We start from the raw sequence: 26,396 nt of genomic DNA on the forward strand, positions 1-26,396 counted from the left end.
ATTATTTTGTATTTTTTCTAAGAAGAAAGATAGGTCTAGAGACTGAATTTACATGAAAGAGTAATGAAAGCGTACACAGATTGTGGAAAGGCTGGCATTTTTTTACCTTTTCGTGTAAAATAGAGAAGTATAAGAGGGGAACCTCAAAATTTAAAGGAGAATCCATAAATGGTAAAATTGGTTTTTGCTCGCCATGGTGAGTCTGAATGGAACAAAGCTAACCTTTTCACTGGTTGGGCTGATGTTGATTTGTCTGAAAAAGGTACACAACAAGCAATCGATGCAGGTAAATTGATCAAAGAAGCAGGTATCGAATTTGACCTTGCTTTCACATCTGTATTGAAACGTGCTATCAAGACTACAAACTTGGCTCTTGAAGCTGCAGATCAATTGTGGGTACCAGTTGAAAAATCATGGCGTTTGAACGAACGTCACTACGGTGGTTTGACTGGCTTGAACAAAGCTGAAGCAGCTGCTGAATTTGGTGATGAGCAAGTTCACATCTGGCGTCGTTCTTATGATACTTTGCCACCAGAAATGGCTAAAGATCATGAGCATTCAGCACACACTGACCGTCGCTATGCACACCTTGATGATTCAGTTATTCCAGATGCAGAAAACTTGAAAGTAACGCTTGAGCGTGCCCTTCCATTCTGGGAAGATAAAATTGCTCCAGCATTGAAAGATGGTAAAAATGTATTCGTAGGTGCACATGGTAACTCAATCCGTGCCCTTGTAAAACACATCAAACAATTGTCTGATGACGAAATCATGGATGTGGAAATTCCAAACTTCCCACCACTTGTATTCGAATTGGATGAAAACTTGAACATTGTGAAAGAGTACTACTTGGAAGCATAATTCATTTAAGGCCTGAGTTCGCTCAGGCTTTTTTAGTTTTGAATATCGGATTTTTCATAGAGAGTATGGTATACTGGTGGTATTAAATGGTAGGAGGAATTTATTATGGCAAGTAAAAAAATGCTACATGCATGTTTGCGTGTTGAGAACTTAGAAGTATCTCAAAAATTTTATGAAGAAGCATTTGGATTTAAGGAAACCCGTCGCAAGGACTATCCGGAGCACAAGTTTACCTTGGTTTACTTAGCGCTTGAAGGGGATGACTTTGAGATTGAATTGACCTACAATTATGATCATGGTCCCTATATTGTAGGGGATGGCTTCTCGCATCTAGCTCTTTCTTCAGATGATTTAGAAGGTGATAATGCTAAACATAAGGAGCTGGGCTATCCAACGACAGACATCAAGGGCTTGCCAGGAAGTCTAGGTCGTTATTATTTTGTGACAGATCCAGATGGCTACCGTGTGGAAGTCATTCGTGCAGATTAATTTAGAAAAGATTGCCTAGGCAGTCTTTTTCTTTTCAAAAAAAATCAGAAAATGGCAGAAGGGAGGGAATTAGGAAGCAAATCAATTATTTATACTCAATGAAAATCAAAAGTAGCCTAGGAAACGAAGTCGAAGATAGAACTGGAGTTCATCAAGGCAAGTTGACAACGGATAATTTTGATTGTCGAAGAGTATTACCTAATCTTTTTATGAGTTTTTATAGAACAGTCTTGACAAGAGCCTTTAAATGATTTAGCATAGTTTATATATGTTTGGAATGGGAGGTTGGAGATGAAAAAAGTTAGTTTTTGGTTGGGAATCAACATCGCCTTGCTCGGCATGATGGTAAGTTTGGCTTTATGGTTATTTGCAGGACTTCAAGAAAGACAAGTTAGTCAGTTTATCGAGGAAAAACAACAAACCATCCTCGCTAAAGGCAAGGGCAAAATTCAAGAGGGAAATATTGATACGACCCATGTTGTGGCTGCCTTACCTACAGATGATGCAGGTCAAGTCTTAGGACCTGTAGAAAGTCGAATGATTTCTTATGTTCAAAGACGCTTTGGTCATAAAAAACCAGCAGGAAAAATTCAAAAATTGGTCTTTGTTTCGTCAATAGAGGGAAAAACTAATTTTAAAAATGTAACAGCTCGTGAAATTCAAGCGGAGCATTATAAAGTAGACAACTTGCAAATTAAAAAGCAGGATAAACTCCCGTCTGAGCGTGTGTTGTTGACGCAGGACAATGAATTGTTTACCCTAGAAGATTTATTACCTAATTTATCCTCTGCAGCAAGTATTATTGTTGATCATCTAAGAGAAGCCTTACTTGCTCAAGGAATGGAAAAGATTGATGTAGAAGCGATTGTCAAAAAGTTTGAAACGCTAGACTTAAATGCTATTTCCTTTAGTTATGGAGATAGCCAATTAACCTTACAATTACCAGATGGTTACGGCATCAACCAGTTGGTTCTACCAATTTCAGATTTGTACCCAGTAGTGAAGAGTGATTACCTAGTAGATGCTGATAAGGTTGGCTATGATGAGTATATGGCTGCACAAGTTGTGGATAAGAAACATTTGAGACAGGTAGCTCTAACCTTTGATGATGGACCAAATCCGAACACAACACCGGTAGTTTTAGATTTACTGAAAAAATATAATGCCAAAGCAACTTTCTTTGTTGTTGGTAAGGCTGTAGCTGGAAATGAAGCTATTCTCCGTAGAATGGTAGCAGAAGGGCACGTCATCGCCAACCATACGTGGAATCATCCCAATCTAGTCACTATTTCTGGGGAGCAAGTACAGAGAGAAATTCAAGATACACAGGCAGCTATTACTGAAGCTACAGGTATTGTACCAACAATGGTTCGCCCTCCTTATGGTTCGGTTAACCAGGCTGTTGTCAATCAGATAGGACTTCCATCGATTTATTGGTCGGTCGATTCTAAAGATTGGAAGAGTCGCAATCCCCAAGCCATTTTGAAAGAAATAAAAGAACAGACTTGTCCAGGAAGTATTATCCTAATGCATGATATTCATCAGTCAACAGTTGATAGCCTCGAGTCTGTATTGCAATATTTAACAGGTGAGGGCTACAATATGGTTACTGTAACAGACTTACTCGCCAGTCCTCTCAATCCTCAATTAATCTATTATTCACAAGAATTGTCTGGTCCAGCCCAGTAAGAATGATAAAAGGCTTAGAACCAGTGTTTCTACTAACATGATTCTAAGCCTTTTGTATATTGTTCATTATATTTTGTAGAGCTCTTGATTCTTGAGAATGACTTCTTGGACGGAGGCATACTTTTTCAATTGTTTTAGTTCGCTAGGACTAGATACTAGAGTGATGACAAGACCTTCCTTGCCCATGCGTCCAGTACGTCCAGAACGATGAGTGTAGGCTTCTTGGTCAAAAGGAACTTCAAAGTTGAGGACACATTCTAAGTTATCAATATCAATACCACGTGCGACCATATCGGTAGCAAGTAGAAGATTGAGTTCGTGATTTTTGAAACGTTCGATGATGACCTTACGGAATTTTACGTTGACATCAGAAGCCAATGAAACTGCATTCACACCATTATAGAGTAGTTTATCTTCGCTTGCACCAAGGTCTGATAGGCTGTTGAAGAAAGCTAGAGCACGAAAATCAGGGATATTGGCAAACTTACGTAGAGTTTCCAAACGTTCACGCTTATCTATCATCATATAGCAATGCTGGATATTATCCAATTTCTGCTCAGATAAATCAATGCTTTCAATGTCCTCAGCAATTTTTTGACGGTCAAATTTAGCTGTTGCACTCATGTAGATCAACTGGTGGTCACGAGGTACATAGTTGATAATCTTTTCAACAAACTGATATTGAGAATCGGAGAATAGCTGATCAAACTCATCTAGGACGATGGTGTTGATATTCATCATCTTGATTTTTTTCAATTTAATCAACTCGAAAATACGACCAGGTGTTCCAATCAGGATTTCTGGTCCTTTTTTTAGTCGCTCAATCTGGCGTTTTTGACTGGAACCAGACAAGAATAGTTGGGCAGTCAACCCAATTGTTTCCGACCAAGTCTTACAAACATCAAATATTTGACCAGCCAACTCTGTATTTGGTGCGAGGATGAGCAATTGTTGGGCTTTTTTAGGAGTTAGGGCTAATAAGCTAGGCCAGAGGTAGGCAAGGGTTTTTCCTGTGCCTGTTGGGCTGATAGCTAGAAGGGACTTGCCGTTTGCAATAGGCTCAAAGGCCTGGACTTGGATAGGAGTAAAGTCCTCAAAGCCAAGTAGGGTGAGCTGGTCCGTCCAGCTGGAGGGAAATTTAGATTTCATTGTTATCCGCCTTAAAGATTATTCCTGCGTCTTGACGCATGGTGTAAAGTGTTTGATGGACGCTTTCTGCCACAGCCAACCACTGTTCCACAAGCTTGCGGTTTTGTTGCTTGATTGCCTGTGCAATTTCTAGCGTTTCTTCGAGCATAGGATGCTGGGCCGCTTGGATTGGTAAAACAATTTGCTCTCCGTCATGTTTTGTGAAAATAGCAGAGCTGATATACTGGCATGCGTTGAGTGTTAGTGTTCCATCATTTGTATAGATTTCGCTCGCTAGATTGCTCGTAATATTTTTTCCTGCTTGAATGTGGACGATATAGTTGTCATAAATGAGTTGTCCCGAACCATTTAAGTCAATACTAGAAGGTAGCTGTTGTGCTACATAGCGGGCCGTTCTGGGAGTTCCCAAAATGCCGATAGCGGCGTAGAGCGTATAGACACCTAAATCCATGAGAGCACCACCGGAAAAATCAGTTGAAAAGATATTTGGCATTTGCCCAGCTAACAATTCAGGCATCTTAGAAGAATATTTGGCATACCCAAATGAACCACCTAAAATCGTTTTATCCGTCAAAAATTCACGGATAATGCCTTGAGCTTGTTCGTGATAGTTTCGAGCAGCCTCAAAGAGGAAAACATTATTTTCTTGGGCAACGCGACGCAATTGTTCTAATTCCTGAGGTGTAGAAACCATGGGTTTCTCAACAATAGCATGTTTACCAGCAGCTAGAACAGCTTTTGCCTGTTCAAAGTGCAGGGCATTTGGACTGGCAATATAGACAACATCAATGGGAGCAGAAAGAAATTTTACCCATTCTGTGTATAAATCGACTCCTTCATACTGCTCTGAAAAGGCAGCAGCAGTTTCTAGTTTACGGGAGAAAACAGCCTGTAGCTGATAATGTCCACTTAAATGGGCCGCCTCTATAAAACGATGAGAGATGTCTGAGGTACCAACAATACCAAAATTAAGCATAAATTCTCATTTCTTTTGTGTTATCCTTTTCATTATACCATGTTTCATGGTAAAATAGTATTGAAAATAGAAGGAGATGATGATGACTCAGAAACCCATTATTATTGGCGTAACCGGCGGATCTGGGGGTGGCAAGACAAGTGTGTCACGTGCCATTCTGGATAATTTCCCAAATGCTCGTATATCTATGATTGAACACGATTCTTATTATAAGAATCAGTCCCACCTGACCTTTGAAGAACGGATACTAACCAATTATGACCATCCACTGGCTTTTGATACGGATTTGATGATTTATCATATCAGTGAGCTATTAGCAGGACGTTCAGTGGATATTCCGATTTATGATTACACTCAGCACACACGTTCAGAGAAGACCTATCGTCAGGAACCACAAGATGTATTTATTGTGGAAGGTATTTTAGTATTGGAAGACAAACGGTTGCGGGATTTAATGGATATTAAGATATTCGTCGATACTGATGACGATATTCGTATCATTCGCCGCATTAAGAGAGACATGGAAGAGCGTGGCCGTAGCTTAGATAGTATCATTGAGCAGTACACCTCGGTGGTGAAACCAATGTATCACCAGTTTATCGAGCCAACCAAGCGCTATGCAGATATCGTCATTCCTGAAGGCGTCAGCAACGTTGTAGCCATCGACTTGATTAACACCAAGGTGGAGAGTATATTAAGAGAGCGTGGTTAAGATGCCCAAGCAAAGAATATTACCTCATATCATATTAGGGATTATGGGTGCTAGCGGTCAGATGGTAACTGGCAAACAGATTACCGACTATGTTCAACGTGATTTAGGCGAATTTTGGCAGGTTGCCCATAGCCAAGTCTATCCAGAATTAAAGCGTATGACCAAGGAAGAATTGATTACTTGTCATGCAGTACCTGGAAATGAAAAGGAAAAGCAGTATGCGATGACGGCTACTGGTCGTCAGATTTTAGACGAATGGCTATCCATTCCAAATGAAGAAACGCCTCAGCAAAAAGACTTGTTTTCAATCAAGATGTTTTTTATCCGTGAAAAGGATGACCCACGGATTCCTGGTTTGTTGCAGAGTCAAATTGAACTAGTCACCAAGCACTTAAAACACCTAGACAGCCGTAAAGTTGAGCTGTTCTCAACCAAGGAAAGTATCCAAGACAATTATGGACACTATTTGATTTTGACACGGGCTATTGAACGCAACCGTGCCCAGCTCAAATGGTTAGAGGATACACTGGCAGAAATGTAACGATTCGGATTTCCGAATCGTTTTTCCTTGTGTCCTGTTTTGGATTATGTTAGAGTAAGAAGAAATGTGACTTAATTGGAGGAATGTATGTCAATCAAACAGATGGTTAGTATGGCGCTAGTAGTTTGGAATTTAGTTGTCTTCATTACCTATGGTATGGATAAAGGAAAGGCAAGAAAGAACGCCTATCGGATTTCAGAAAAGACCTTATTACTCATGTCCTATTTTGGTGGCGGGCTGGGTGCCTGGGCAGGTGGAACCCATTTTCGGCATAAGACACAGAAAAAGTATTTTCAACTAGCCTGGGCTATAGGGGTATTGATTGATGCAGTGATTATGTACTGGATGTGGAAATAGGCGCAAGCCTTTTTCTTTATCGCTCGGACTATAAAAGTCGGCTTAACTATGCTATAATGTTCCTATGACAAAACAAGAAAAAATTTCAAATTATCAACTATTATTGGCTCAATTGGAAGCTCTTCTTGATGGTGAAACCAATGCTTTAGCCAATCTATCAAATGCTTCTGCTTTGCTCAATCAAGCTCTACCAAACTCTGTCTTTACAGGTTTTTACTTGTATGATGGTAGTGAATTGATTTTGGGGCCTTTTCAGGGTGGTGTTTCCTGTGTTCATATTGCACTTGGAAAGGGTGTCTGCGGTGAGGCTGCAGCTAAGCGCCAGACTATTCTCGTAGACGATGTTCGTCTACATGATAACTATATTTCCTGCGATGCGACAGCCCTATCAGAAATTGTTGTGCCAATGGTGAAAAACGACCAGTTGCTGGGCGTTTTGGACTTGGATTCGAGATTGGTAGCTGATTATGATACGATTGACCAAGACTATCTAGAAAAGTTCGTTGCTCTCTTGGTTGAGAAGACGGACTGGAATTTTGCTATGTTTGGAGAAAAACGCTAATGTACCAAGCTTTATATAGGAAGTACCGAAGCCAGACCTTTGGGGAGATGGTGGGGCAGGAGGTGGTTGCGACCACGCTCAAACAGGCCATTGAACAGGGGAAAATCAGCCATGCCTATCTTTTTTCTGGGCCTCGTGGAACGGGTAAGACCTCGGCTGCCAAGATTTTCGCCAAGGCCATGAACTGTCCCAATCAGGTTGGAGGCGAGCCTTGTAACGATTGTTATATCTGTCAGGCTATTACGGAAGGTAGCCTGGAAGATGTCATTGAGATTGATGCGGCTTCCAACAATGGTGTGGATGAAATCCGTGATATTCGGGACAAATCGACCTATGCACCTAGTCTTGCGACCTATAAGGTCTATATCATCGACGAGGTCCACATGCTGTCTACTGGTGCCTTCAACGCCCTCTTGAAGACCTTGGAAGAACCGACTGAAAATGTGGTCTTTATTCTAGCAACGACGGAATTGCACAAGATTCCTGCTACCATTCTGTCAAGGGTGCAACGATTTGAATTTAAGTCCATCAAGGTGACGGACATTCAGGAGCACTTGGCTGCAATTTTGACCAAGGAAGGGCTAATCTTTGACGAGCAGGCTCTGACGATCATTGCGCGTCGGGCAGAAGGGGGGATGCGGGATGCCCTATCTATTTTGGATCAGGCTCTCAGCCTTAGTCAGGACCAGCAAGTGACCTTAGAAATTGCTGAGGAAATTACGGGTTCTATCAGCTTGCGTGCCTTGGATGACTATGTGGCAAGTCTGCGTCAAGGGGATAGTGTCACAGCTCTCCAGCATCTACAAACCTTGTTTGACCAAGGAAAGAGTATGAGCCGTTTTGCGACAGATCTTTTGCACTATTTGAGAGATGTCCTTATCGTGCAGACGGGTGGTGAGGATACGCATTTAACAACAGGTTTTTCAGAAAATCTAGCTCTTGAGCAGGCACGGATTTTTACCATGATAGAGATGGTGACCAGGGGTTTGGCGGATATCAAGTCCAGTCCTCAACCCAAGATTTACGCTGAAATGATGACCATTCGTTTGGCTGAAGATAGTTCTCCTTCGGGGGCCATGGCAGAGCTGCCAGCTGATTTACTGGGTCAACTAGCCAGTCTGCAACAACAAGTTGCGGATTTACAGAAACAACTAGGTCAATTATCTAGTCAACCAAGTACTGTTAAGCCAGTTTCACGCAAGCCACAGGCTCCGAAGAAGTACCGATTGGATACCAGCAAGGTTCATGCAATTTTGCAGGAAGCTATGGAAAATCCAACCTTGGCGCGTGAAAATTTGACTCGCTTGCAGAATGCTTGGGGAGAAATTATTGAGAGTCTGTCAGGAGCAGATCGAGCCTTGTTGGTTGGTTCTCAACCAGTTGCTGCCAATGAAAATCATGCGATTCTAGCCTTTGATTCTCCGCTTAATGCTGAACAGACTATGAAGCGTGACAATCTCAATACCATGTTTGGAAATATTCTCAGCAAGGCCGCAGGTTTTTCTCCACAGATTTTAGCTATTGCTCAGGAAGATTGGGTAAGTATTCGTGCTGAATTTTCGGCGAAAGCAAAAGGGCAAAAGACACAGGAAATCGAAAAAGAAGCCAGTCCAGTCCCAGAAGAATTTGGCTTTCTCGCAGATGCAGTTGAGATTAGAAATGATTAGAAAATATCAGTCCTAAGACTGATGAATAGTTTTGATAGATATTTTATACTATATTTAATCCTAAATATTTTTCATATCTCCTTAAGAAAGCACCAATTAGATTGGTGTTTTCTTGTTTAGAAAAGAATCGAAACCTATCAAGAAAGCATATAAAAATTCAGCCAGTTGACTGAATTTTTGGTATAATCTATTTTATGAAACTTCCACAATTTCTTTTTTTAGCCATTACAACTATTTTAGCTGTTTATTTTATGAATGCATCGATTTTGACAGGAGATTTCTTGATTGCAGGTATCTACGCCTTTATCGCCTATCGGAATCTTCATTTTGCTTACAAGGTGACTAAATTTATTCGTTTGGTGGAGAAGCAGACCAAGAAGTAAGGCTGATTTCTCCACTGGAGATAATTTTTGCTTTGCCGTTATCTAACTGGATAACCAGGTTTCCTGTATCAGTAACAGCGATGGCAGTACCCTTAAATTCAACTTGATTTTCTACAAAGCTCACTTGTTGGCCAACGACAAGTGATTTTTCTTTGTAAAGGGCAATTAGTTCCTTCTCATCGGTTTCTAAGAAGGCTTTCCAGATGGCAGTAATGAGTTGATTGCGGGTAAATGGTGGTTGTTCCTCGAAAAGATTTCCTGCAGATTGTTGTAATTCCTTAGGGAAATCGTCTATGCGGACATTGATGCCGACACCGATAATGACATCGGTTACCCGTTGGTTTTCCATGGAAGAGATCGCCTCAGTGAGGATACCAGCGACCTTTTTGTGTCCGAGATAGATGTCATTGACCCACTTGATTTGGACGTCCAAGTCGCAAAGAGATTGAATGGCCTTCACAACAGCAGCTGCAGCTAAAATGGTGTAGGGCTTAAATTCTAGAAATGGAACATTGGGAGAGAGACGAAGCGACATATAAATGCCACCTGACTTGGATGCATAAAAAGGTCTCCCAAATCGCCCCTTGGCTTTATTCTGATAGGGAGCTAGATATAGGGCAGGACTAGTATGACCGGATTCAATACCTTGTTTGGCATCTAGCTGGGTGGAGTCGCTATCCATATTCAGATGGACAGGTAGTTGAAGCTCTTGAGAGATTAATTCGGGTAGGAGTAAATCGCCTTCGGCTAATCTGTAGCCACGATTACGGGCAGCCTCAATAGTTAAACCATGCGTTTCTAACTGGCGAATGGCCTTCCAAATGGATGTCCGTGAAATGCCCAATTCCTGGGCCAAGTCTTCTCCGCTGATGTAGTCGTCTTTTTCTTTTAACAGTAAATAAATCTTCTGGTAGGTTTTCATGTCTTCATTATAGCAAAAAAATGTCCTAAAACATGATATAATAGTTTAAAATAAGGAGGTTTTCATGAAGACACTTGATTACATCGTTAAACTGACCAATACACCGTCGCCAACAGGCTTTACGACGGACATTATGAACTACATCAAGGCAGAAGTGGAAAGCTTCGGCTATGAGGCAATCAAGACTGCTAAAGGTGGTATTTTGGTGACAGTTCCGGGGGAAAATGACCAGGAACACCGCATGTTGACTGCCCATCTTGACACACTGGGTGCCATGGTGCGTGCAGTGAAACCGGATGGTCGACTCAAAATGGATTTGGTAGGAGGATTTGGATACCCTTCTATTGAGGGAGAAAATTGTTTGATTCATTGCGCTAAAAATGGCAAGACTTTCACAGGTACCATTCTCATGCACCAGACCTCTGTCCATGTCTATCGGGATGCCAGTACCGCTGAGCGCAATCAGACCAATATGGAAATTCGTTTGGACGAAAAAGTGACCAATGCGGACGAGACGCGGGCCTTGGGTATTGAAGTCGGAGATTTTATCTCCTTTGATCCTCGTACCGTCGTGACAGAAACTGGCTTTATCAAGAGTCGTCACTTGGATGATAAGGTATCCGCAGCTATCTTGCTTCATCTATTGAAGGTCTATAAGGAAGCGGGAGCGACCTTGCCTTATACGACACATTTCTATTTTTCAAACAATGAAGAGATTGGCTACGGTGCCAACTCCAGCATTCCTGCTCAGGTGGTTGAATATTTGGCAGTCGATATGGGGGCAATGGGAGATGACCAGCAAACTGACGAATATACAGTTTCTATCTGTGTCAAGGACGGCTCAGGTCCCTACCATTATGAACTTCGTCAGTACTTGGTAGCCTTGGCTGAAAGAGATGGAATTCCTTACAAGTTGGATATTTATCTTTACTATGGTTCCGATGCTTCGGCAGCTATGCGAGCAGGTGCAGATGTCAAGCATGCACTGCTTGGTGCTGGCATTGAGTCTAGCCATTCCTATGAACGGACCCATTTGGATTCTGTAGTTGCGACTGAGCGGATGGTAGATGCCTATTTGAAATCAGCAATGGTAGATTAAGATGAATGAAACCCGTTTTTTAGAGTTATTCAATGACTTGGATAAGGTCTTGCGTAGGGTGTGCGGTGTTGCGGATGGGGAATATGCAGATGTAGGCTCTATGTTGACCAAGGCAAAGGAATTGACGCGACATAATCCCGTTGAGGCGAACTGGGATAAACTCTATGTGGCTCGTCAGTTGCGTAATCTCATGGTTCATGAGAAACGAACAGGTTTGAAGGAAGTAGCCCAACCTTCGCAGGAATTGATTACTGTTTTGGAAAAAGTGATAGCCCAGTACCAAGAACCGGTTACCATTGCTGACTATTTGCAAAAGACCCAGAAAATTAAGCCGGTTATTTTTGAAGCCAAGGACAAATTGATAAAGGCTTTAGAAATTGTGGAGCAAGAGCATTTTTCTAAGTTTCCTATTTTTTCTGACAAGGTTTATCAAGGCCTGGTTTCTGACAAGGGATTGACAAATTGGTTGGCCAAGGCAAGCAAGGAAACGGGCTCTATACGTGAAAAATTGGTGGAGGCTAGTCTTGAAGACGTACTAGCTTGTGAGGAAGATAGTATTCAGGTAATTGTTCTGCCAATAACAGCCCATCTTTATCAGGTAATTAATTATTTTGAGGGGCGTAAGCGCACAACCGTCCTAGTCAGTCGTCAGGCGAGCGGGAAGCTTCATTCACCAGAGGATCTTGTTGGTATTGTCACAGCCCAGGACTTGGCAGAGATTTATGGGATGGTGGATTGAGTGGAGAAAGGAGAAATCATGTCAACAAATCGTTTAGCTTGGGATGAGTATTTTGCGGCTCAGGCGCTTTTGATTGCCAATCGGGCAACTTGTAAACGAGCGAAAGTAGGTGCGGTCTTAGTCAAAGACAACAAAGTGATTGCAACAGGCTACAATGGTTCGGTATCTGGAACGGAGCACTGTCTGGACCAAGAATGTCTCGTAGTAGATGGTCATTGTGTACGGACCATTCATGCAGAAGTCAACGCTATTTTACAAGGAGCGGAGCGGGGAATTCCAAAAGGTTTTACTGCCTATGTGACTCATTTTCCATGTCTCAACTGCTCCAAGCAATTGTTACAGGTTGGTTGTAAGCGGGTTGTCTATATCAATGAATACCGCATGGATGACTATGCTCAGTACTTGTATAAAGAAAAGGGCTGTGAGTTGGTTCATTTGCCGCTAGAGGTGGTTAAACAGGCTATCGCAGAAGCGGAATTTATTTAGAAGCGATAGACATTTCAGGAGGCGCTGGTGGATAACAAACAACTGACGCTAGAGCAAGAGAAACAGATTTAAAAATCAGTCGTAGGGACGCTTCTTTGCTCTGATTTTCATTAGGGATACTTCATAAGCTAGGAATTTTAGAGAGAAATATGATTTTTAAAGTAGCGATTTTACAGGCTCGTGCAGAAATTTCAAATATCAAAAGAAATATTGATACTATAATCTGCTCTATGAAGGAAGCAGCAAAAAATGGAGCAGATATTTTGCTACTTCCAGAATGTTTTGTAACAGGTTATGAACTTCCGATGACGTATGAAAAAAGTATATCCTGCGATGACGAAGTGATTATGAAAATATGCGAAGTTGCAAAAGAGTACGATATAGGTGTTGTACTAACATCATTTACAAAAGGAAAAAGACAACCTCAAAATACAGCTTTTGTCATCAATAGGTCCGGCGAAATATTGATGAAATCTTCAAAGGTACATACTTGTGATTTTGCTGATGAAAAAGATGTTGAGGCAGGAACTGAATTTAAAGTTTGTGATGTTGATGGCATAAAAATCGGTATAATGATTTGCTATGATAGGGAATATCCTGAGAGTGCAAGAATGCTGATGTTAAAGGGTGCAGAAATTATTCTTGTACCAAATGATTGTGGTTCGATGAGGCCACGTATTCAAGCCTTATCCACTCGAGCGTATGAGAATATGGTTGGAATAGCTATGGCAAATGCTAATGGGGAAAACGCAGGTTGTTCTTGTGCATACAGTCCTATTTGCTGGGACAAGAACGGAATTTGTCTGGATAATACAATTATGTTAGCAGATGATGTGACAGAAGGATTGTATTATGCAGATTTTAATATGGATGCCATAAGAGAATATAGAAGTAGTGAAATGATGGGGAATACATTCAGAAAGGTAGTCGCATATAAAGAATTATTGGACACTACAGTTTCAGAACCATTTATAAGAGGTGGGCAAGAATAGTTGTCTCCTACAAATCCTAATTTTTACCGGTAAGACAATGAAATAAAAGTAAGCACAAACAGTACGAGTTTATTTACTCTTATCATTGAAACAGCAGATTATTTTCTGCTGTTTTTTAGTAAAAGCGTATGATTTACAAGACGAAAAGCCTCAAATCATGTTATAATGGTTATGTTATTAAGTCCCGAAAAGGTAGTTATCAGACTAGTTAACTTTTGCAGACATACTTGGAAGTTATTGCTTTCTCGTTGAGTATCTGGAAATTTTCCTTTGTTCAAGACAGGTGTCTTTCGCAAAGAACTAGTCGGAGACTAGTTCTTTGTAACCTTAGTAACCCGCTAGGTTTCTAGCATATATTCTATTTTAAGGGGGACATTTTTATGTCAGAACGTAAGTTGTTTACGTCTGAATCTGTTTCGGAGGGTCATCCGGATAAGATTGCAGACCAGATTTCAGATGCCATTTTGGATGCTATTTTAGCAGAGGATCCAGATGCGCACGTAGCGGCAGAGACGGCTGTTTATACAGGTAGTGTTCATGTCTTTGGAGAGATTTCAACCACTGCCTATGTGGATATTAACCGTGTGGTACGTGATACGATTGCGGAGATTGGCTATACAAAAGGTGAGTATGGTTTTTCAGCTGAGTCGGTTGGGGTTCATCCGTCACTTGTAGAGCAATCGCCAGATATTGCCCAAGGCGTCAATGAAGCTTTGGAAACTCGTCAAGATGCTAGTCAAGATCCATTGGATTTGATTGGTGCAGGTGACCAGGGGCTCATGTTTGGTTTTGCAGTAGATGAAACGCCTGAACTTATGCCGTTGCCAATTTCACTTAGTCACAAATTGGTGCGTCGTTTGGCCGAGTTGAGAAAATCTGGTGAAATTGCTTATCTCCGTCCAGATGCTAAGTCACAGGTAGCAGTTGAATACGATGAAGACAATCAACCTGTTCGTGTGGATACAGTCGTTATTTCGACCCAGCATGATCCAGAAGTTAGCCAGGAGCAAATTCGTCAGGATGTCATTGAACGTGTGATCAAGGAAATCATTCCAGCTCATTATCTGGATGACCAAACCAACTACTTTATCAACCCAACTGGTCGCTTTGTCATTGGCGGACCTCAAGGGGACTCTGGTTTGACAGGCCGTAAGATTATCGTTGATACCTATGGTGGTTATTCGCGTCATGGTGGCGGTGCCTTCTCTGGTAAGGATGCGACCAAAGTGGACCGTTCTGCATCTTATGCGGCACGCTACATCGCAAAAAATATCGTCGCAGCTGGTTTGGCTAAAAAGGCGGAAGTTCAATTGGCTTACGCTATCGGTGTTGCTCACCCAGTTTCAGTTCGCATCGATACCTTTGGTACGAGCACAGTAGCGGAAAGCAAACTAGAAGCAGCAGTTCGTCAAATTTTTGACTTACGTCCAGCTGGTATTATTCAAATGTTGGACCTCAAACGTCCGATTTACAAGCAAACTGCAGCCTATGGACACATGGGACGTACCGATATTGATCTCCCATGGGAGAAATTGGACAAGGTGGAAGCCTTGAAAACTGCGGTTTTGTAATGAAATAGTTGTCCATTTAGTGAGAAGTTTATGAAAGCGTTAATTGTCTTTGCACATCCTAGAAAAGAAAGCTTTACACATTGATCAAGCGATGAAAACCCTGACCTCAGAATGGCTTTTCAACAGCAACGGTGCTCAAGTCATTGACCATATCTTCTATGGGCGAGTACCTTATTTAACGAGAGAAGAGCTGGAGCTGTATCTCGTGGATGCAAGAGAGCAAATTCAGAGAATTTTTCATAAATGATAAAGAGAGATTCACTAAAAGTATATAAATATGAAGGACTGAGCTCATTGGCTCGGTCCTTTTGCCTGCTATATAACTAGCTTTTTCCAAGACTTTATGATAGAATGAAACGTATGCCTTTTTAGGCAAATTAAGAAAGTGAATGTTAGTATGCGAAAAATTGTAATTAATGGTGGAAAAACACTGAAAGGGTCGGTTACCGTTAGTGGTGCAAAAAACTCAGTTGTTGCTCTTATTCCGGCCATTATTCTTGCAGACGGGATTGTTACTCTGGACGGAGTACCTGCAATCTCGGATGTAGATAGCTTAGTTGATATTATGAAAACAATGGGCGCGACGGTCAAGCGTGATGGTGAGACGCTTGAGATTGACCCTCGTGGTGTAAAAGACATGCCTATGCCGTTTGGCAAAATTAATAGCTTGCGTGCATCCTACTATTTTTACGGATCCCTCCTTGGTCGCTTTGGTCAAGCTGTCGTTGGTTTGCCAGGTGGTTGTGATTTGGGACCGCGTCCGATTGATTTGCACTTGAAAGCATTCGCGGCAATGGGAGCTGAGACAACCTATGAAGGTGACTATATGCGCTTGGCAACTAATGGTCAGCGTATTCAAGGGGCACATATCTTCATGGATGTTGTCAGCGTTGGTGCGACGGTTAATACTATTTTAGCAGCCGTCAAAGCAGAAGGCCGTACAGTAATTGAAAATGCGGCGCGTGAACCTGAAATTATTGATGTAGCAACGTTGCTTAACAATATGGGGGCACGTATCCGTGGTGCGGGTACAGATATTATCACCATTGAAGGCGTAGACAGTCTAAAAGGAACACGTCATCAAGTGATTCCAGACCGTATTGAAGCAGGGACTTATATTGCCCTTGCTGCTGCTGTTGGTGAAGGTATTCGCATTGATAATGTCCTTTATGAACACTTAGAGAGTTATATCGCTAAGTTGGAAGAAATGGGTGTTCGCATGACCATTTCTGAAGATAGTATTTTTGTTGAAAAGCAAGAGAAATTGAAGGCGGTAAGTGTGAAAACTTCACCTTATCCAGGTTTTGCGACAGACTTGCAGCAACCCATTACACCTTTACTGCTTAAGGCAGAAGGGACTGGTACGATTGTTGATACGATTTATGAAAAACGTGTTGGTCATGTGCAGGAGCTTGCAAATCTTGGAGCAAAAATCTCTACTCGTAACAACCATATTGCCTTTGAAGGTCCAAATCAACTGACTGGTACATCTGTTAAAGCTACTGATTTGCGTGCGGGAGCCGCAATGGTTATCGCTGGTTTAATGGCCCAAGGGCGTACAGAAATTACAAACATTGAGTTTATTCTACGTGGTTACTCAAATATTATTGATAAACTGACAGAATTAGGTGCAGATATTCAATTGATTGAGGATTAGAGAGTCTAATTGAGAACTACTTTCTCAAAACGTAAACGATTTAAAAAACGAAACAATCTGGGGCTGGGAGTAATTCTCAGCCCCTTGGGTACACTATGACACTTTGGACAAGACTAGCGAAGTTTGCTTACTTTGAAACGGACCGTTTGTATTTACGACCATTTTCTTTTGAAGATGGAGAAAGTTTCTATGAAGTTGTATCAAATCCCGAAAATCTTCCTTTTATCTTTCCAGTTTTGGAAGACAGAAATATTGCTTTTTCGACAATGGTTGAAAAATTTATGCGTTCACCATTGGGAAACTGGGCCTTAGTTGATAAGTATTCGGAGAGGATGATTGGTGCGCTTTGCTTTGAAAAGGTAGATGAACGTCAACTTTCTGCGGAGCTCAGCTATTTCCTAAAAAAAGACTACTGGAGAAGAGGGTTAATGACGGAAGCAGTGAGGACTTTAGTCTATCTAGCTTTTTATGAGTTTGGTCTGAGGGAGCTGGTTATTGTCACTCATGAGGAAAATGTGGCCAGTCAGATGGTGGCGAAAAAAGCTGGTTTGGTACAGGTTGCGCAGTATCGTGGAAGTGACCGCTATAGCCATAAAACAAGAAATTATCTAAAATTTAGTTTGAAGAGGGCTGAATTTAGTTTAGAAATGTATGAGGAGAATGAATGATTACCATTAAATCACAACGAGAAATTGATGCAATGAACCGTGCTGGAGATGTTCTGGCTGGTATTCATATTGGTTTGCGAGAGATTATCAAGCCAGGCGTGGACATGTGGGAAGTAGAGGAATATGTCCGTAAAACGTGTAAGGAAAAGAATGTTTTGCCACTCCAAATTGGTGTTGATGGAGAATTGATGGATTATCCTTATGCAACTTGTTGTGGATTAAATGACGAGGTCGCTCATGCCTTTCCGCGTCATTACAAACTTAAAGAAGGTGATTTGCTGAAGGTCGATATGGTTTTGAGTGAGCCCTTAGACAAAGCGGTAATTGATGTTTCTAAGCTCAACTTTAATGATGTTAAGGCTATGAAGAAAATCACCCAGACCTATCGTGGTGGTTGTGCGGATTCCTGCTGGGCTTATGCGGTTGGTCAGGTCTCTGAGGAAGTTCAAAACTTGATGGACGTGACCAAGGAATGTTTGTATCGTGGTATCGAGCAAGCCGTTGTTGGTAATCGTATCGGTGATATTGGTGCAGCCATTCAAGAATATGCAGAAGGTTTGGGCTACGGTGTTGTTCGTGACTTGGTGGGTCACGGCGTTGGACCAACTTTCCATGAAGAGCCGATGGTTCCTCACTATGGAACTAAAGGGCGTGGACTCCGTTTGCGTGAGGGCATGGTTTTGACTATCGAGCCTATGATTAATACAGGGACTTGGGAAATTGATACGGATATGAAGACTGGTTGGGCTCACAAAACACTTGATGGTGGCTTATCTTGCCAATATGAGCATCAGTTTGTCATTACTAAGGATGGTCCAGTTATTTTGACGAGTCAAGGTGAAGAAGGGACCTATTAATTCTCGGAGAGGTCGTGAATAATAGGTGAATGAGGAAGGAGGAGAGAATGAAGAAAACCAAAATAGTTGAAGGTTTGAAAACATTCTGCTCAACCTTCTTTTCTTTTTATCGTTCTGCTGATAGCGATGTAACAAGTGTTGCAGTAGCTTACTATTTGTTAATTTCTATTTTCCCTATTCTTCTAACTCTTGCGAATTTACTGCCATATTATCCATTTGATGTGGATATGATTTTATCGGTTGTAGCTGAATTTGTGCCAGACAAGCTCTATCCTTCGGTTTCATCTTTTATCACTTCTGTATTAACAAAGCCGTCGTCATCATGGTTAGGGATTTCAATTCTGACCACTCTTTGGACCCTGTCACGTAGTATGACCATTTTGCAGAAGGCCTTTAATAAGGCTTATGGCATCAATGAACACCGTGATTTTATTATTGGGCATTTGATTGGCATATTTTTAGGAATTGGTCTGCAGGTAATTATCCTCTTAAGTATTATGCTTTTGACTTTCGGGCAGGCAGTTTTTTCTTATATTAATAAGCTGGTTCCTATTGAAGACGCCTGGCTGAAGGGACTTCTTAGTCAAACACAGTTAGTAGGTTTAATGGCTCTGTTTGCCGCCTTGGTTATGCTTTATTTCTTTTTGCCAAATGTTCGGATAAAAAAAGTTCGATATGTTTTTCCAGGAACGTTGTTTGTTCTGTTGACGATGACTTCTATTGGAAAGTTATTTTCGATTTATGTTGATAATTATGCCAATAAGTTGCTGGATTTTAGAATAGTAACAGCTGTCGTCTTTCTTGTTTTTATGCTTTGGTTCATTTTTATGGCTCAGGTACTCATCGTTGGTGCAATGATTAATGCTACGGTTCAAAGTATGCAGGTAGAAGAGTTTCATGCTAGAGATGGGGATATTGTTTCAATCTTGAATAGGCTAAAGGCAAGATTTACAGCGATAGATAAAGAATGGGAGTGAGAAAGAACTCTATTTTCAAAAATGAGTTCGTCTTCTCACCCCCGCACAGTTGATTAGGCCAGATTTGGAGTGTGAAACGCGAACAAATCTGCCAATCAACCACTGCGCTGAGATGTTGACACGAACTCTGAGAAGCGAGGGTGGTCTTTTTGCCCAACCTCATTTCTTATCTTTAAATACAAATAATTTACTTAAAACGTAGTTTAGGACAATAACTAAGACTTGCGAGAAAAGTGTCGCAATGGCATTGACCAGGTTGATGTTGTTATGTACAAACTGCCCAATCAATTGTGGGTAGGCTTGTACTAATAAATAGGCTAGAGCCATATCCATGACCAAGGTCGCGATGCGGGCAGATACAAACTTGACCAATCGCTGAGGCCAACCCTCTCTGGCTTGTTTGAAAACGAAACGGTCGTTGGTCCAAAAGGCAAAGAGGATAGCTACTGCATTGGCTAAAAGAGTAACCAATAGAATGGAAGGAATGACTAAAAATAGCCCCATTCGAGTGACCATATAGACAAGGGTTGCTGCCACACCTGCAATCAAATAGAGAATAACTTCGTTATTGATGAGTTGATAAAATAGTTTTTTCATAGGACTAGTCTATCATTTTTAGCAAAAATATGCTATACTAATCAACGTTGTTGACAAATTCAATGACCCTTGGGGCTTGCTCACTTTACCCAAGCATATTTTAAGCTTTTTCGCTAAAGGAGAATTTTATGAATACATCTAAATGGACTGCCAGAGATATGGCAGAAATTGCTCTTGTTGCGGCGATTTATGTCGCTCTTACCTTGACACCGCCATTGAATGCTATTTCCTTCGGGGCTGTTCAGTTTCGTTTGTCTGAAATGCTCAATTTCTTGGCTTTTTATAATCGTAAGTATATTATCGCTGTGACCATTGGTTGCATGATTTCCAACTTGATTGGTTTTGGCGTGATTGACCTCTTTGTGGGTGGATTCTCGACATTAATCTTCGTTACGTTGGGAGTTATTCTGTTTGAAAAATACAAGAAGGACTATCTATTCGGTGGATTATTTAACAAGGCTTTCTTTTATTTCTCATTCTTTTTTGCGGCAACTATGTTTACCATTGCTTTAGAATTAAAAGTCTTATATGATTTACCATTCTTTCTGACTTGGTTGACAACAGCAGCAGGAGAATTGCTTTCTCTATTAGTTGGAGCTGTTGTTATCGACAAACTATCCAAGAAAATAAATTTTGAAAAGTAAGTATACAATAAATGTGAGCAGACACTTTCGGGTGTCTTTTATTTTTAGGTCGCATTATTTTGTATTGATTGACAATTTAGTTTATACTGGGGATAGAAGAAATAGGAGGTCTTTTATGACAAGATATACGTTTTCAAATGGTGTAACTGTTCCTAAAATTGGTTTTGGAACTTGGCAGATACCCGATGGTGAAGTGGCGTACGGTGCGGTTTCTTATGCATTGGAAGCTGGTTATCGTCATATTGATACTGCTCAAATTTATGGCAATGAAGCTAGTGTTGGTCGGGCTATAGCTGATAGTGGCCTAGCTCGTGAGGACATTTTTTTAACAACTAAGGTTTGGAATGATAAGATTGGCTATGAAGATACCCTTGCGTCAGTAGAAGAATCCATGCAAAAACTTCAGGTGGATTATCTGGATTTGTTGCTGATCCATTGGCCAAATCCCAAGGGTATTCGCGACAGCATTGGCTGGAAAAAACGAAATGCCCAGGTTTGGAAGGCATTAGAAGAGCTCTATCGTGCTGGAAAAGTGAAAGTAATTGGAGTTTCTAACTTTATGGAACACCATCTAGAAGCTTTGCTGGAAACGGCTGAGATTATCCCGATGGCTAATCAGATTATGTTAGCTCCAGGAACTCCTCAGTCAGAATTAGTTGCTTACTGCAAAGCCAAAGGGATTCTCTTGGAGGCCTATAGCCCATTTGGTACAGGAAGCCTTTTCCAAAGCCAAGAAGCAGCTGATTTGGCTAAAGAAGCTGGTTGTAGTGTTGCTCAGCTGGCACTAGCTTGGTCTTTAGATAAAGGCTTTCTCCCTCTCCCGAAATCAACTAGTCCAGAAAATATTAAGGCGAATTTGGAAATTGATGGCTTGGCTATTAGTCCGACAGCAGTTGCAAAGTTGGATAAACTAGAAGGAGTAAAAGGTCGACTTGACCCGGATCAGGCTGAATTTTAATTAGCTATTGAGAGCATGTAGTTTATCTACGTGCTTTTTCTATTGAGTCACTTGTACCGCTTTCATGCTATAATAGTAGCTATGGAAGAAAAATATTTGAAAATTGCTCAGGAATTGGGCGTTAGTTTAAAACAGATTGATACTGTCCTATCTTTGACGGCTGAAGGCAACACTATTCCCTTTATCGCTCGTTATCGGAAGGATGTGACGGGGAACTTGGACGAGGTGGTTATCAAGTCTATCATCGATCGGGATAAGGCCTTGACTGCTCTTGCTGACCGTAAAGCTACCGTCCTTGCCAAGATTGAAGAACAAGGTAAATTGACAGACCAGCTCCGTCAGGCTATCGAGGAAGCGGAAAAGTTGGCAGATGTGGAAGAACTCTACCTGCCATATAAGGAAAAACGTCGGACCAAGGCAACGGTGGCGCGTGAGGCGGGGCTGTTCCCGCTGGCTCGTCTAATTTTGCAGAATGTGGCTGACTTGGAAGAACAGGCTGCTGCTTTTATCTGCGAGGGTTTTGACACTGCCCAGGCTTGTTTGGCAGGTGCTGTGGATATTTTGGTGGAAGCTATCTCAGAAGACAATAAGCTTCGAGCCTGGGTCTACCATGAAGTACAGACTAATTCAAGCCTTACTTCAGAGTTAAAGGATCAAGAAGCAGACGAGAAAGAAGTCTTTCAGATTTACTATGCTTTTTCTGAGAAAGTGGCAAAAATGCAGGGTTATAAGACCTTGGCTATCAATCGTGGGGAGAAATTAGGCGTTCTCAAAGTTTCTTTTGAACACAATGTGGATAAAATGATCCGTTTCTTCGAACTGCGTTTTCCACAGTCTAATAGCTATATTAAGGATGTCATTCAGCAGGCGATCAAGAAGAAAATTTTGCCTGCTATGGAGCGTCGTATTCGAACAGAATTGACGGAAGAAGCAGAAGAAGGAGCAATCCAGCTCTTCTCTAAAAACCTACGAAATCTGCTTCTTGTATCTCCCCTCAAAGGCAAGGTTGTCCTTGGTTTTGACCCTGCCTTTCGGACAGGGGCTAAGCTGGCTGTTGTAGACCAGACGGGAAAACTTTTGACAACCCAGGTCATCTATCCAGTTGAGCCGGCTGGTCAGCGTCAAATTGCCCAGGCCCAAAAAGACTTGGCAGACTTGATTGGGCAATACCAAGTGGAAATCATTGCTATCGGAAATGGAACGGCCAGCCGTGAATCGGAGGCTTTCGTCGCTGATTTACTCAAAGATTTCCCAGAAGTTTCTTACGTCATAGTCAATGAAAGCGGAGCTTCTGTCTACTCAGCTTCTGAACTGGCTCGATATGAGTTCCCAGACCTCCCTGTGGAAAAACGCTCTGCCATTTCCATCGCTCGCCGCCTGCAAGACCCTCTGGCTGAGCTGGTCAAAATCGATCCCAAGTCTATCGGTGTCGGCCAGTACCAGCACGATGTCAACCAGAAATCTCTGTCTGAAAGTCTGGACTTTGTGGTCGATACGGTGGTCAACCAGGTCGGGGTCAATGTCAATACGGCCAGTCCTGCCCTTTTGGCTCACGTGGCTGGTCTCAACAAGACCATTTCGGAGAATATCGTCAAGTACCGCGAGGAAAATGGAGCCCTGACCTCTCGCCAGCAGCTTAAAAAGGTGCCTCGTCTGGGTGACAAGGCCTTTGAGCAGGCAGCTGGTTTCTTGCGCATCCCAGATGCGACTAACTTTTTGGACAATACTGGCGTGCACCCAGAGTCTTACAAGGCTGTGGAAAACCTGTTAGAACTTCTAGCTATTGACCACTTAGATGAGGCTGCGCAGGAAAAATTGAAGCAGGTGGCTATCGCAGATACGGCAGAAAAAATCGGTGTTGGTCAGGAAACCTTGAAGGACATCATTGCAGACTTGCTCAAACCAGGTCGTGATTTGCGGGATGACTTTGAAGCACCAGTCCTTCGTCAAGATGTCTTGGATGTTAAGGACCTGGTAGTCGGACAGGAATTGCAAGGGACAGTCCGCAATATTGTGGACTTTGGAGCCTTTGTAGACATCGGTGTCCATGAAGATGGCTTGGTTCACATTTCACGCATGGTCAAGCGCAAACGGGATAAGAATGGACGCCAACAAGCCTTACCTCATCCTAGCGAAGTCCTCGCTGTTGGGGAAATCGTAACGGTCTGGGTGGTTGAAGTGGACATCAAACGCAACCGTATCGGCCTTAGCCTTTTGGAACCAAATGGATCTGAATAAGTATGTACAAGAAGTTTCCTTGCAAGACTTCGGTAAGGAATTTCGGCATCAGGCTGTCTGGAACAGGCGACTGCGGTCAACAGGTGGTCGCTTTTTTCCAAAAGATGGTCACCTGGATTTCAATCCCAAGCACTTGGAGGAGCAAGGCTTAGAAGTCTTTCGGAAGATTGTCCGCCACGAGCTCTGCCATTACCATCTCTACTTTGAAAAAAAAGGCTATCGGCACGGAGACAGGGATTTCAAGGAACTGTTAGCTGCGGTGGACGGCCTGCGCTATGCTCCCAAACTGGAACAAGCTGCCAAGCCTAGCCTGCGGTATACCTGTCAGTCCTGTGGACAAGTCTACCGGCGCAAGCGCCACATTGACCTAAAAAAATACCGATGTGGGAAGTGTAGGGGAAAACTTACTTTGAAAGAATAGAGAATCAGTCTTCGGGCTGATTTTTTTGTGGAGAAATGTGATATACTAGAGTAGAATTGAGGTGAGTCTATGACGCAAAAGAGAGAAGAACGCTTAATTGAGTTATATGAAAAAGGTGTCTTGACCAAGGAAGAGGCGCGTGCCTGTTTTAAGGAAATGAATCAAGAACCAGACTTTCTTTTTGTGGAAGAAAAAGTAAAATTGAATTTTACCTTGCCAAGTTTTAAGGTCTTTGCTTCCTCCAAATTGAAACAATCCTATAGTTTTGAAGGAATTGAATCACTCTTTTTAAAATTATCTGAGGGACGTCTAACTTTGGCTAAGTCAAAAAATAATCAGATTAGTGTGGAGATTTGCTACAATCAAGATGCACCAGAAGATAAGCTTCCTCGTCTTTATGTTGAAAAAAAGGGGCTTTATTTTCACAGTAGTTTGGCCTGTCGTTTGACAATCAACTTGCCTCAGGAATGGATGTCAGTGCTGGATTTGGAACTTGGTCAGGCAGATGCTCGCTTGGATTACTTACCATTTGAAGATATTTCTATCCGCAGTTCAAGGGATAAAAAACAACAGGATATTCGCTTGACGACTTGCGGTGGTTATCCCCAACACTTGTATGTGCAACTAGCTCAGGCTCCCTTGACTTTACAAACTGGCAAAGGCCAGGGAATTCGGGGGCAGATTGAGTCGCAATCAGGTCATGTCTTGGTTAACCGGAAAAAGAAAAATAGTCCCTATCAGTTTGAAAAATCTGGCAATGATTTACTTTTCTTGAAGGTACAAACAGGTCAAGGTGGCTTTTACGTGAAAGGAATAAAAGATGTCAATTGAATTATATAAAGTAAGGCAGGGGAAGATAGTATCTGGGGTTCTTGCCGGCATAGCGCATAAATTGGGCTGGGAATCCTGGGTAACACGCGCGATATTTATTGCAGGCCTCCTCTTAGGCAAATCCTTCCTCCTTCTGATTGCTCTCTATATTGCAGCAGCTTATTTTTTACCCTATAAGGAAGATAGGGACGCGGAACGCTATGGAACAGGTCCACGTAAGATAAAAGAAGCGGAAAAGATAAATAAGTCTTGGTTTGAATAATGCAAAAAAACTTGAGTTTAAAGGCTCAAGTTTTTTGTATGCTTATACTCAATGAAAATCAAAAGTAGCCTAGGAAACGAAGTCGAAGATAGAACTTGAGTTCATCAAGGCAAGTTGACAACGGATAATTTTGATTTTCGAAGAGTATTAGTTTGTGTGGCTTGCGATGATGTCCATTTGTCCTGTAAAAGTCCAGTCTGTCACATCGGCTGGTAAGATAAAGTGGCTTCCTTTTTGAAGTGGGTAGCTGGTTTCACCGACTTGGATGGCACCTTCCCCTTCGATGACACTGACAAGCAGGTAGGGAACTGTCTGTTCCATTTTGATTTCTTGTTGGATATTCCATTTATATACGGTAAAGAAGGGATTGGCAACCAGAAGTGTTGAGTCAAGATTGCCCGCTTTGAGGTGGGCAGGTGTTGAGTTAGCAACAGGTCCGATGGTCAGTACATCAATCGATTTCTCAATGTGTAGTTCACGGAGGTTGCCTGCATCGTCACGGCGGTCAAAGTCATAGACACGGTAGGTTGTATCGCTAGATTGTTGGGTTTCTAAAATAAGGATTCCCTTACCGATGGCGTGCATGGTGCCGCTTGGTACAAAGAAGAAATCACCTTTTTTGACGGGTACATGGGTCAACAGCTTGTCCCAATCTCCAGCTTCGATTTGCTGACGGAGTTCTTCTTTGGATTGGGCATTGTGACCATAAATGATTTCAGCTCCGTCTTCGGCTTCCAAAATATACCAACATTCTGTTTTGCCCAGTTCCCCTTCGTGAGCCAAACCATAGCTATCATCGGGATGGACTTGGACGCTGAGCCAATCGTCTGCATCAAGGATTTTTGTTAATAATGGAAAGACATCATCTGTTGGATTGCCAAATAAATGTTTTTCATTCTTATAGAGGTCATCCAGTCCTCTTCCTTTATATTGACCGTTTGAGACAGTAGTTACGCCGTTTGGATGGGCAGAAATAGCCCAGCATTCACCAGTCTTATCACTAGGAATGTCGTAGTGGTAGTTGGTCCTTAGGCGATTGCCCCCCCAAATTTTTTCGTGCATAACAGGTGTGAGAAACAATGGTTCCATGA

General features: G+C 42.0%; 29 protein-coding genes, 1 pseudogene and 1 riboswitch. Of the genes and pseudogenes, 25 read left to right on the forward strand and 5 right to left on the reverse strand.

All coding sequences use genetic code 11. The features are described 5' to 3' along the window. The first annotated feature begins 168 nt into the window (after positions 1–168). The 3 genes from ODU37_RS05400 to ODU37_RS05410 all read left to right on the forward strand — a co-directional run bounded on the left by ODU37_RS05400 (position 169) and on the right by ODU37_RS05410 (position 3,039). Positions 169–861, forward strand: a complete 693-nt coding sequence (locus ODU37_RS05400) for a phosphoglycerate mutase (RefSeq protein ID WP_002936226.1) — start codon at positions 169–171, stop codon at positions 859–861. 105 nt (positions 862–966) lie between these two features. Continuing rightward, positions 967–1,350, forward strand: a complete 384-nt coding sequence (locus ODU37_RS05405; protein WP_172013416.1) for a VOC family protein — start codon at positions 967–969, stop codon at positions 1,348–1,350. A 291-nt stretch (positions 1,351–1,641) separates the two neighbouring features. Further along, on the forward strand, positions 1,642–3,039 hold the full coding sequence (locus ODU37_RS05410) for a polysaccharide deacetylase family protein (RefSeq protein WP_248030723.1): 1,398 nt from the start codon (positions 1,642–1,644) through the stop codon (positions 3,037–3,039). Between the two features lie 66 nt (positions 3,040–3,105). Here the strand turns inward: ODU37_RS05410 and ODU37_RS05415 are convergent, their stop codons facing one another. Both ODU37_RS05415 and ODU37_RS05420 read right to left on the reverse strand, forming a co-directional pair. Further along, on the reverse strand, positions 3,106–4,188 hold the full coding sequence (locus ODU37_RS05415) for a DEAD/DEAH box helicase (RefSeq protein ID WP_029944355.1): 1,083 nt from the start codon (positions 4,186–4,188) through the stop codon (positions 3,106–3,108). Beyond that, a complete protein-coding gene (locus ODU37_RS05420) occupies positions 4,178–5,164 on the reverse strand; it encodes a Gfo/Idh/MocA family protein (RefSeq protein WP_248030722.1) in 987 nt (328 codons plus the stop codon). Before ODU37_RS05420 ends, ODU37_RS05415 begins: the two co-directional genes overlap by 11 nt. 82 nt (positions 5,165–5,246) lie before the next feature. Here ODU37_RS05420 and udk point away from each other — a divergent pair, with 82 nt between their 5' ends. The 6 genes from udk (at position 5,247) to ODU37_RS05450 (ending at position 9,386) form a co-directional block, all read left to right on the forward strand. Further along, positions 5,247–5,876 carry a uridine kinase gene (udk, locus tag ODU37_RS05425; RefSeq protein ID WP_002936217.1) on the forward strand — a complete coding sequence of 210 codons (630 nt, stop codon included), beginning with the start codon at positions 5,247–5,249 and terminating at the stop codon, positions 5,874–5,876. A gap of 1 nt (position 5,877) precedes the next feature. Continuing rightward, positions 5,878–6,417 (forward strand): PadR family transcriptional regulator, encoded by a 540-nt coding sequence (locus ODU37_RS05430; RefSeq protein WP_024400271.1) that lies wholly within the window; start codon positions 5,878–5,880, stop codon positions 6,415–6,417. A gap of 87 nt (positions 6,418–6,504) precedes the next feature. Next, entirely contained in the window at positions 6,505–6,774 is a 270-nt protein-coding gene (locus ODU37_RS05435) for a DUF1294 domain-containing protein (protein WP_002940218.1), read from the forward strand. 64 nt (positions 6,775–6,838) lie between these two features. Beyond that, positions 6,839–7,336: a GAF domain-containing protein gene (locus ODU37_RS05440; RefSeq protein WP_014638428.1), complete on the forward strand. Its 498-nt coding sequence runs from the start codon at positions 6,839–6,841 to the stop codon at positions 7,334–7,336. Beyond that, positions 7,336–9,003: a DNA polymerase III subunit gamma/tau gene (gene dnaX / locus ODU37_RS05445; protein WP_053866772.1), complete on the forward strand. Its 1,668-nt coding sequence runs from the start codon at positions 7,336–7,338 to the stop codon at positions 9,001–9,003. Before ODU37_RS05440 ends, dnaX begins: the two co-directional genes overlap by 1 nt. 194 nt (positions 9,004–9,197) lie before the next feature. Further along, a complete protein-coding gene (locus ODU37_RS05450; protein ID WP_002936839.1) occupies positions 9,198–9,386 on the forward strand; it encodes a DUF3272 domain-containing protein in 189 nt (62 codons plus the stop codon). Here ODU37_RS05450 and birA read toward each other — a convergent pair. After that, positions 9,352–10,308: a bifunctional biotin--[acetyl-CoA-carboxylase] ligase/biotin operon repressor BirA gene (gene birA / locus ODU37_RS05455; protein WP_249562164.1), complete on the reverse strand. Its 957-nt coding sequence runs from the start codon at positions 10,306–10,308 to the stop codon at positions 9,352–9,354. The genes ODU37_RS05450 and birA overlap by 35 nt on opposite strands. A gap of 64 nt (positions 10,309–10,372) precedes the next feature. Here birA and ODU37_RS05460 point away from each other — a divergent pair, with 64 nt between their 5' ends. From ODU37_RS05460 to ODU37_RS05505, 10 genes and pseudogenes are all read left to right on the forward strand, one after another. Beyond that, a complete protein-coding gene (locus tag ODU37_RS05460; RefSeq protein WP_249562165.1) occupies positions 10,373–11,407 on the forward strand; it encodes a M42 family metallopeptidase in 1,035 nt (344 codons plus the stop codon). A gap of 1 nt (position 11,408) precedes the next feature. Then, positions 11,409–12,146, forward strand: a complete 738-nt coding sequence (locus tag ODU37_RS05465) for a hypothetical protein (RefSeq protein ID WP_161941007.1) — start codon at positions 11,409–11,411, stop codon at positions 12,144–12,146. A gap of 18 nt (positions 12,147–12,164) precedes the next feature. Next, positions 12,165–12,632 (forward strand): cytidine/deoxycytidylate deaminase family protein, encoded by a 468-nt coding sequence (locus ODU37_RS05470; protein WP_105147797.1) that lies wholly within the window; start codon positions 12,165–12,167, stop codon positions 12,630–12,632. Between the two features lie 149 nt (positions 12,633–12,781). Next, positions 12,782–13,624, forward strand: a complete 843-nt coding sequence (locus tag ODU37_RS05475; protein ID WP_105147798.1) for a carbon-nitrogen hydrolase family protein — start codon at positions 12,782–12,784, stop codon at positions 13,622–13,624. Positions 13,625–14,004: 380 nt separating this feature from the next. Beyond that, a complete protein-coding gene (gene metK / locus ODU37_RS05480) occupies positions 14,005–15,195 on the forward strand; it encodes a methionine adenosyltransferase (protein WP_249562166.1) in 1,191 nt (396 codons plus the stop codon). Between the two features lie 79 nt (positions 15,196–15,274). After that, positions 15,275–15,442 (forward strand): annotated as a pseudogene (locus ODU37_RS05485) (flavodoxin family protein); the annotation flags it as partial. Between the two features lie 150 nt (positions 15,443–15,592). Next, positions 15,593–16,852, forward strand: a complete 1,260-nt coding sequence (locus ODU37_RS05490) for a UDP-N-acetylglucosamine 1-carboxyvinyltransferase (RefSeq protein ID WP_024387179.1) — start codon at positions 15,593–15,595, stop codon at positions 16,850–16,852. Positions 16,853–16,947: 95 nt separating this feature from the next. Then, the gene (locus ODU37_RS05495; protein WP_249562167.1) at positions 16,948–17,520 is read left to right on the forward strand and encodes a GNAT family N-acetyltransferase; all 573 of its coding nucleotides are present in this window, start codon (positions 16,948–16,950) and stop codon (positions 17,518–17,520) included. Beyond that, positions 17,517–18,377, forward strand: a complete 861-nt coding sequence (locus tag ODU37_RS05500) for a methionyl aminopeptidase (protein ID WP_024384998.1) — start codon at positions 17,517–17,519, stop codon at positions 18,375–18,377. The genes ODU37_RS05495 and ODU37_RS05500 overlap by 4 nt, the downstream gene beginning before the upstream one ends. A 47-nt stretch (positions 18,378–18,424) precedes the next feature. Next, positions 18,425–19,354 (forward strand): YihY/virulence factor BrkB family protein, encoded by a 930-nt coding sequence (locus ODU37_RS05505; protein WP_053866859.1) that lies wholly within the window; start codon positions 18,425–18,427, stop codon positions 19,352–19,354. A 159-nt stretch (positions 19,355–19,513) separates the two neighbouring features. Here ODU37_RS05505 and ODU37_RS05510 read toward each other — a convergent pair whose 3' ends face one another. Then, on the reverse strand, positions 19,514–19,951 hold the full coding sequence (locus tag ODU37_RS05510) for a GtrA family protein (RefSeq protein ID WP_053866860.1): 438 nt from the start codon (positions 19,949–19,951) through the stop codon (positions 19,514–19,516). Between the two features lie 28 nt (positions 19,952–19,979). After that, positions 19,980–20,082: riboswitch (PreQ1 riboswitch) on the forward strand. On the opposite strand from ODU37_RS05510, the gene ODU37_RS05515 reads away from it, so the two are divergent. The 6 genes from ODU37_RS05515 (at position 20,080) to ODU37_RS05540 (ending at position 25,305) form a co-directional block, all read left to right on the forward strand. Then, entirely contained in the window at positions 20,080–20,595 is a 516-nt protein-coding gene (locus ODU37_RS05515; protein ID WP_012027540.1) for a QueT transporter family protein, read from the forward strand. It overlaps the preceding riboswitch by 3 nt. 115 nt (positions 20,596–20,710) lie before the next feature. After that, positions 20,711–21,553 carry an aldo/keto reductase gene (locus ODU37_RS05520; protein WP_053866861.1) on the forward strand — a complete coding sequence of 281 codons (843 nt, stop codon included), beginning with the start codon at positions 20,711–20,713 and terminating at the stop codon, positions 21,551–21,553. An 81-nt stretch (positions 21,554–21,634) separates the two neighbouring features. Continuing rightward, positions 21,635–23,791 (forward strand): Tex family protein, encoded by a 2,157-nt coding sequence (locus ODU37_RS05525; RefSeq protein WP_249562168.1) that lies wholly within the window; start codon positions 21,635–21,637, stop codon positions 23,789–23,791. Next, complete coding sequence (locus ODU37_RS05530) at positions 23,778–24,212, forward strand: SprT family protein (protein WP_248019572.1); 435 nt, start codon at positions 23,778–23,780, stop codon at positions 24,210–24,212. Before ODU37_RS05525 ends, ODU37_RS05530 begins: the two co-directional genes overlap by 14 nt. Positions 24,213–24,281: 69 nt before the next feature. After that, positions 24,282–25,043 carry a hypothetical protein gene (locus ODU37_RS05535; protein WP_012027536.1) on the forward strand — a complete coding sequence of 254 codons (762 nt, stop codon included), beginning with the start codon at positions 24,282–24,284 and terminating at the stop codon, positions 25,041–25,043. Beyond that, positions 25,033–25,305: a PspC domain-containing protein gene (locus ODU37_RS05540; RefSeq protein ID WP_002936774.1), complete on the forward strand. Its 273-nt coding sequence runs from the start codon at positions 25,033–25,035 to the stop codon at positions 25,303–25,305. Before ODU37_RS05535 ends, ODU37_RS05540 begins: the two co-directional genes overlap by 11 nt. 147 nt (positions 25,306–25,452) lie before the next feature. Here the strand turns inward: ODU37_RS05540 and manA are convergent, their stop codons facing one another. After that, positions 25,453–26,394, reverse strand: coding sequence for a mannose-6-phosphate isomerase, class I (gene manA, locus ODU37_RS05545; protein WP_024402688.1), 942 nt, complete (start codon positions 26,392–26,394; stop codon positions 25,453–25,455). Between the last annotated feature and the right edge of the window lie 2 nt (positions 26,395–26,396).

This window comes from Streptococcus sp. 2021WUSS109, assembly GCF_044427305.1.
Classification (GTDB): domain Bacteria; phylum Bacillota; class Bacilli; order Lactobacillales; family Streptococcaceae; genus Streptococcus; species Streptococcus suis.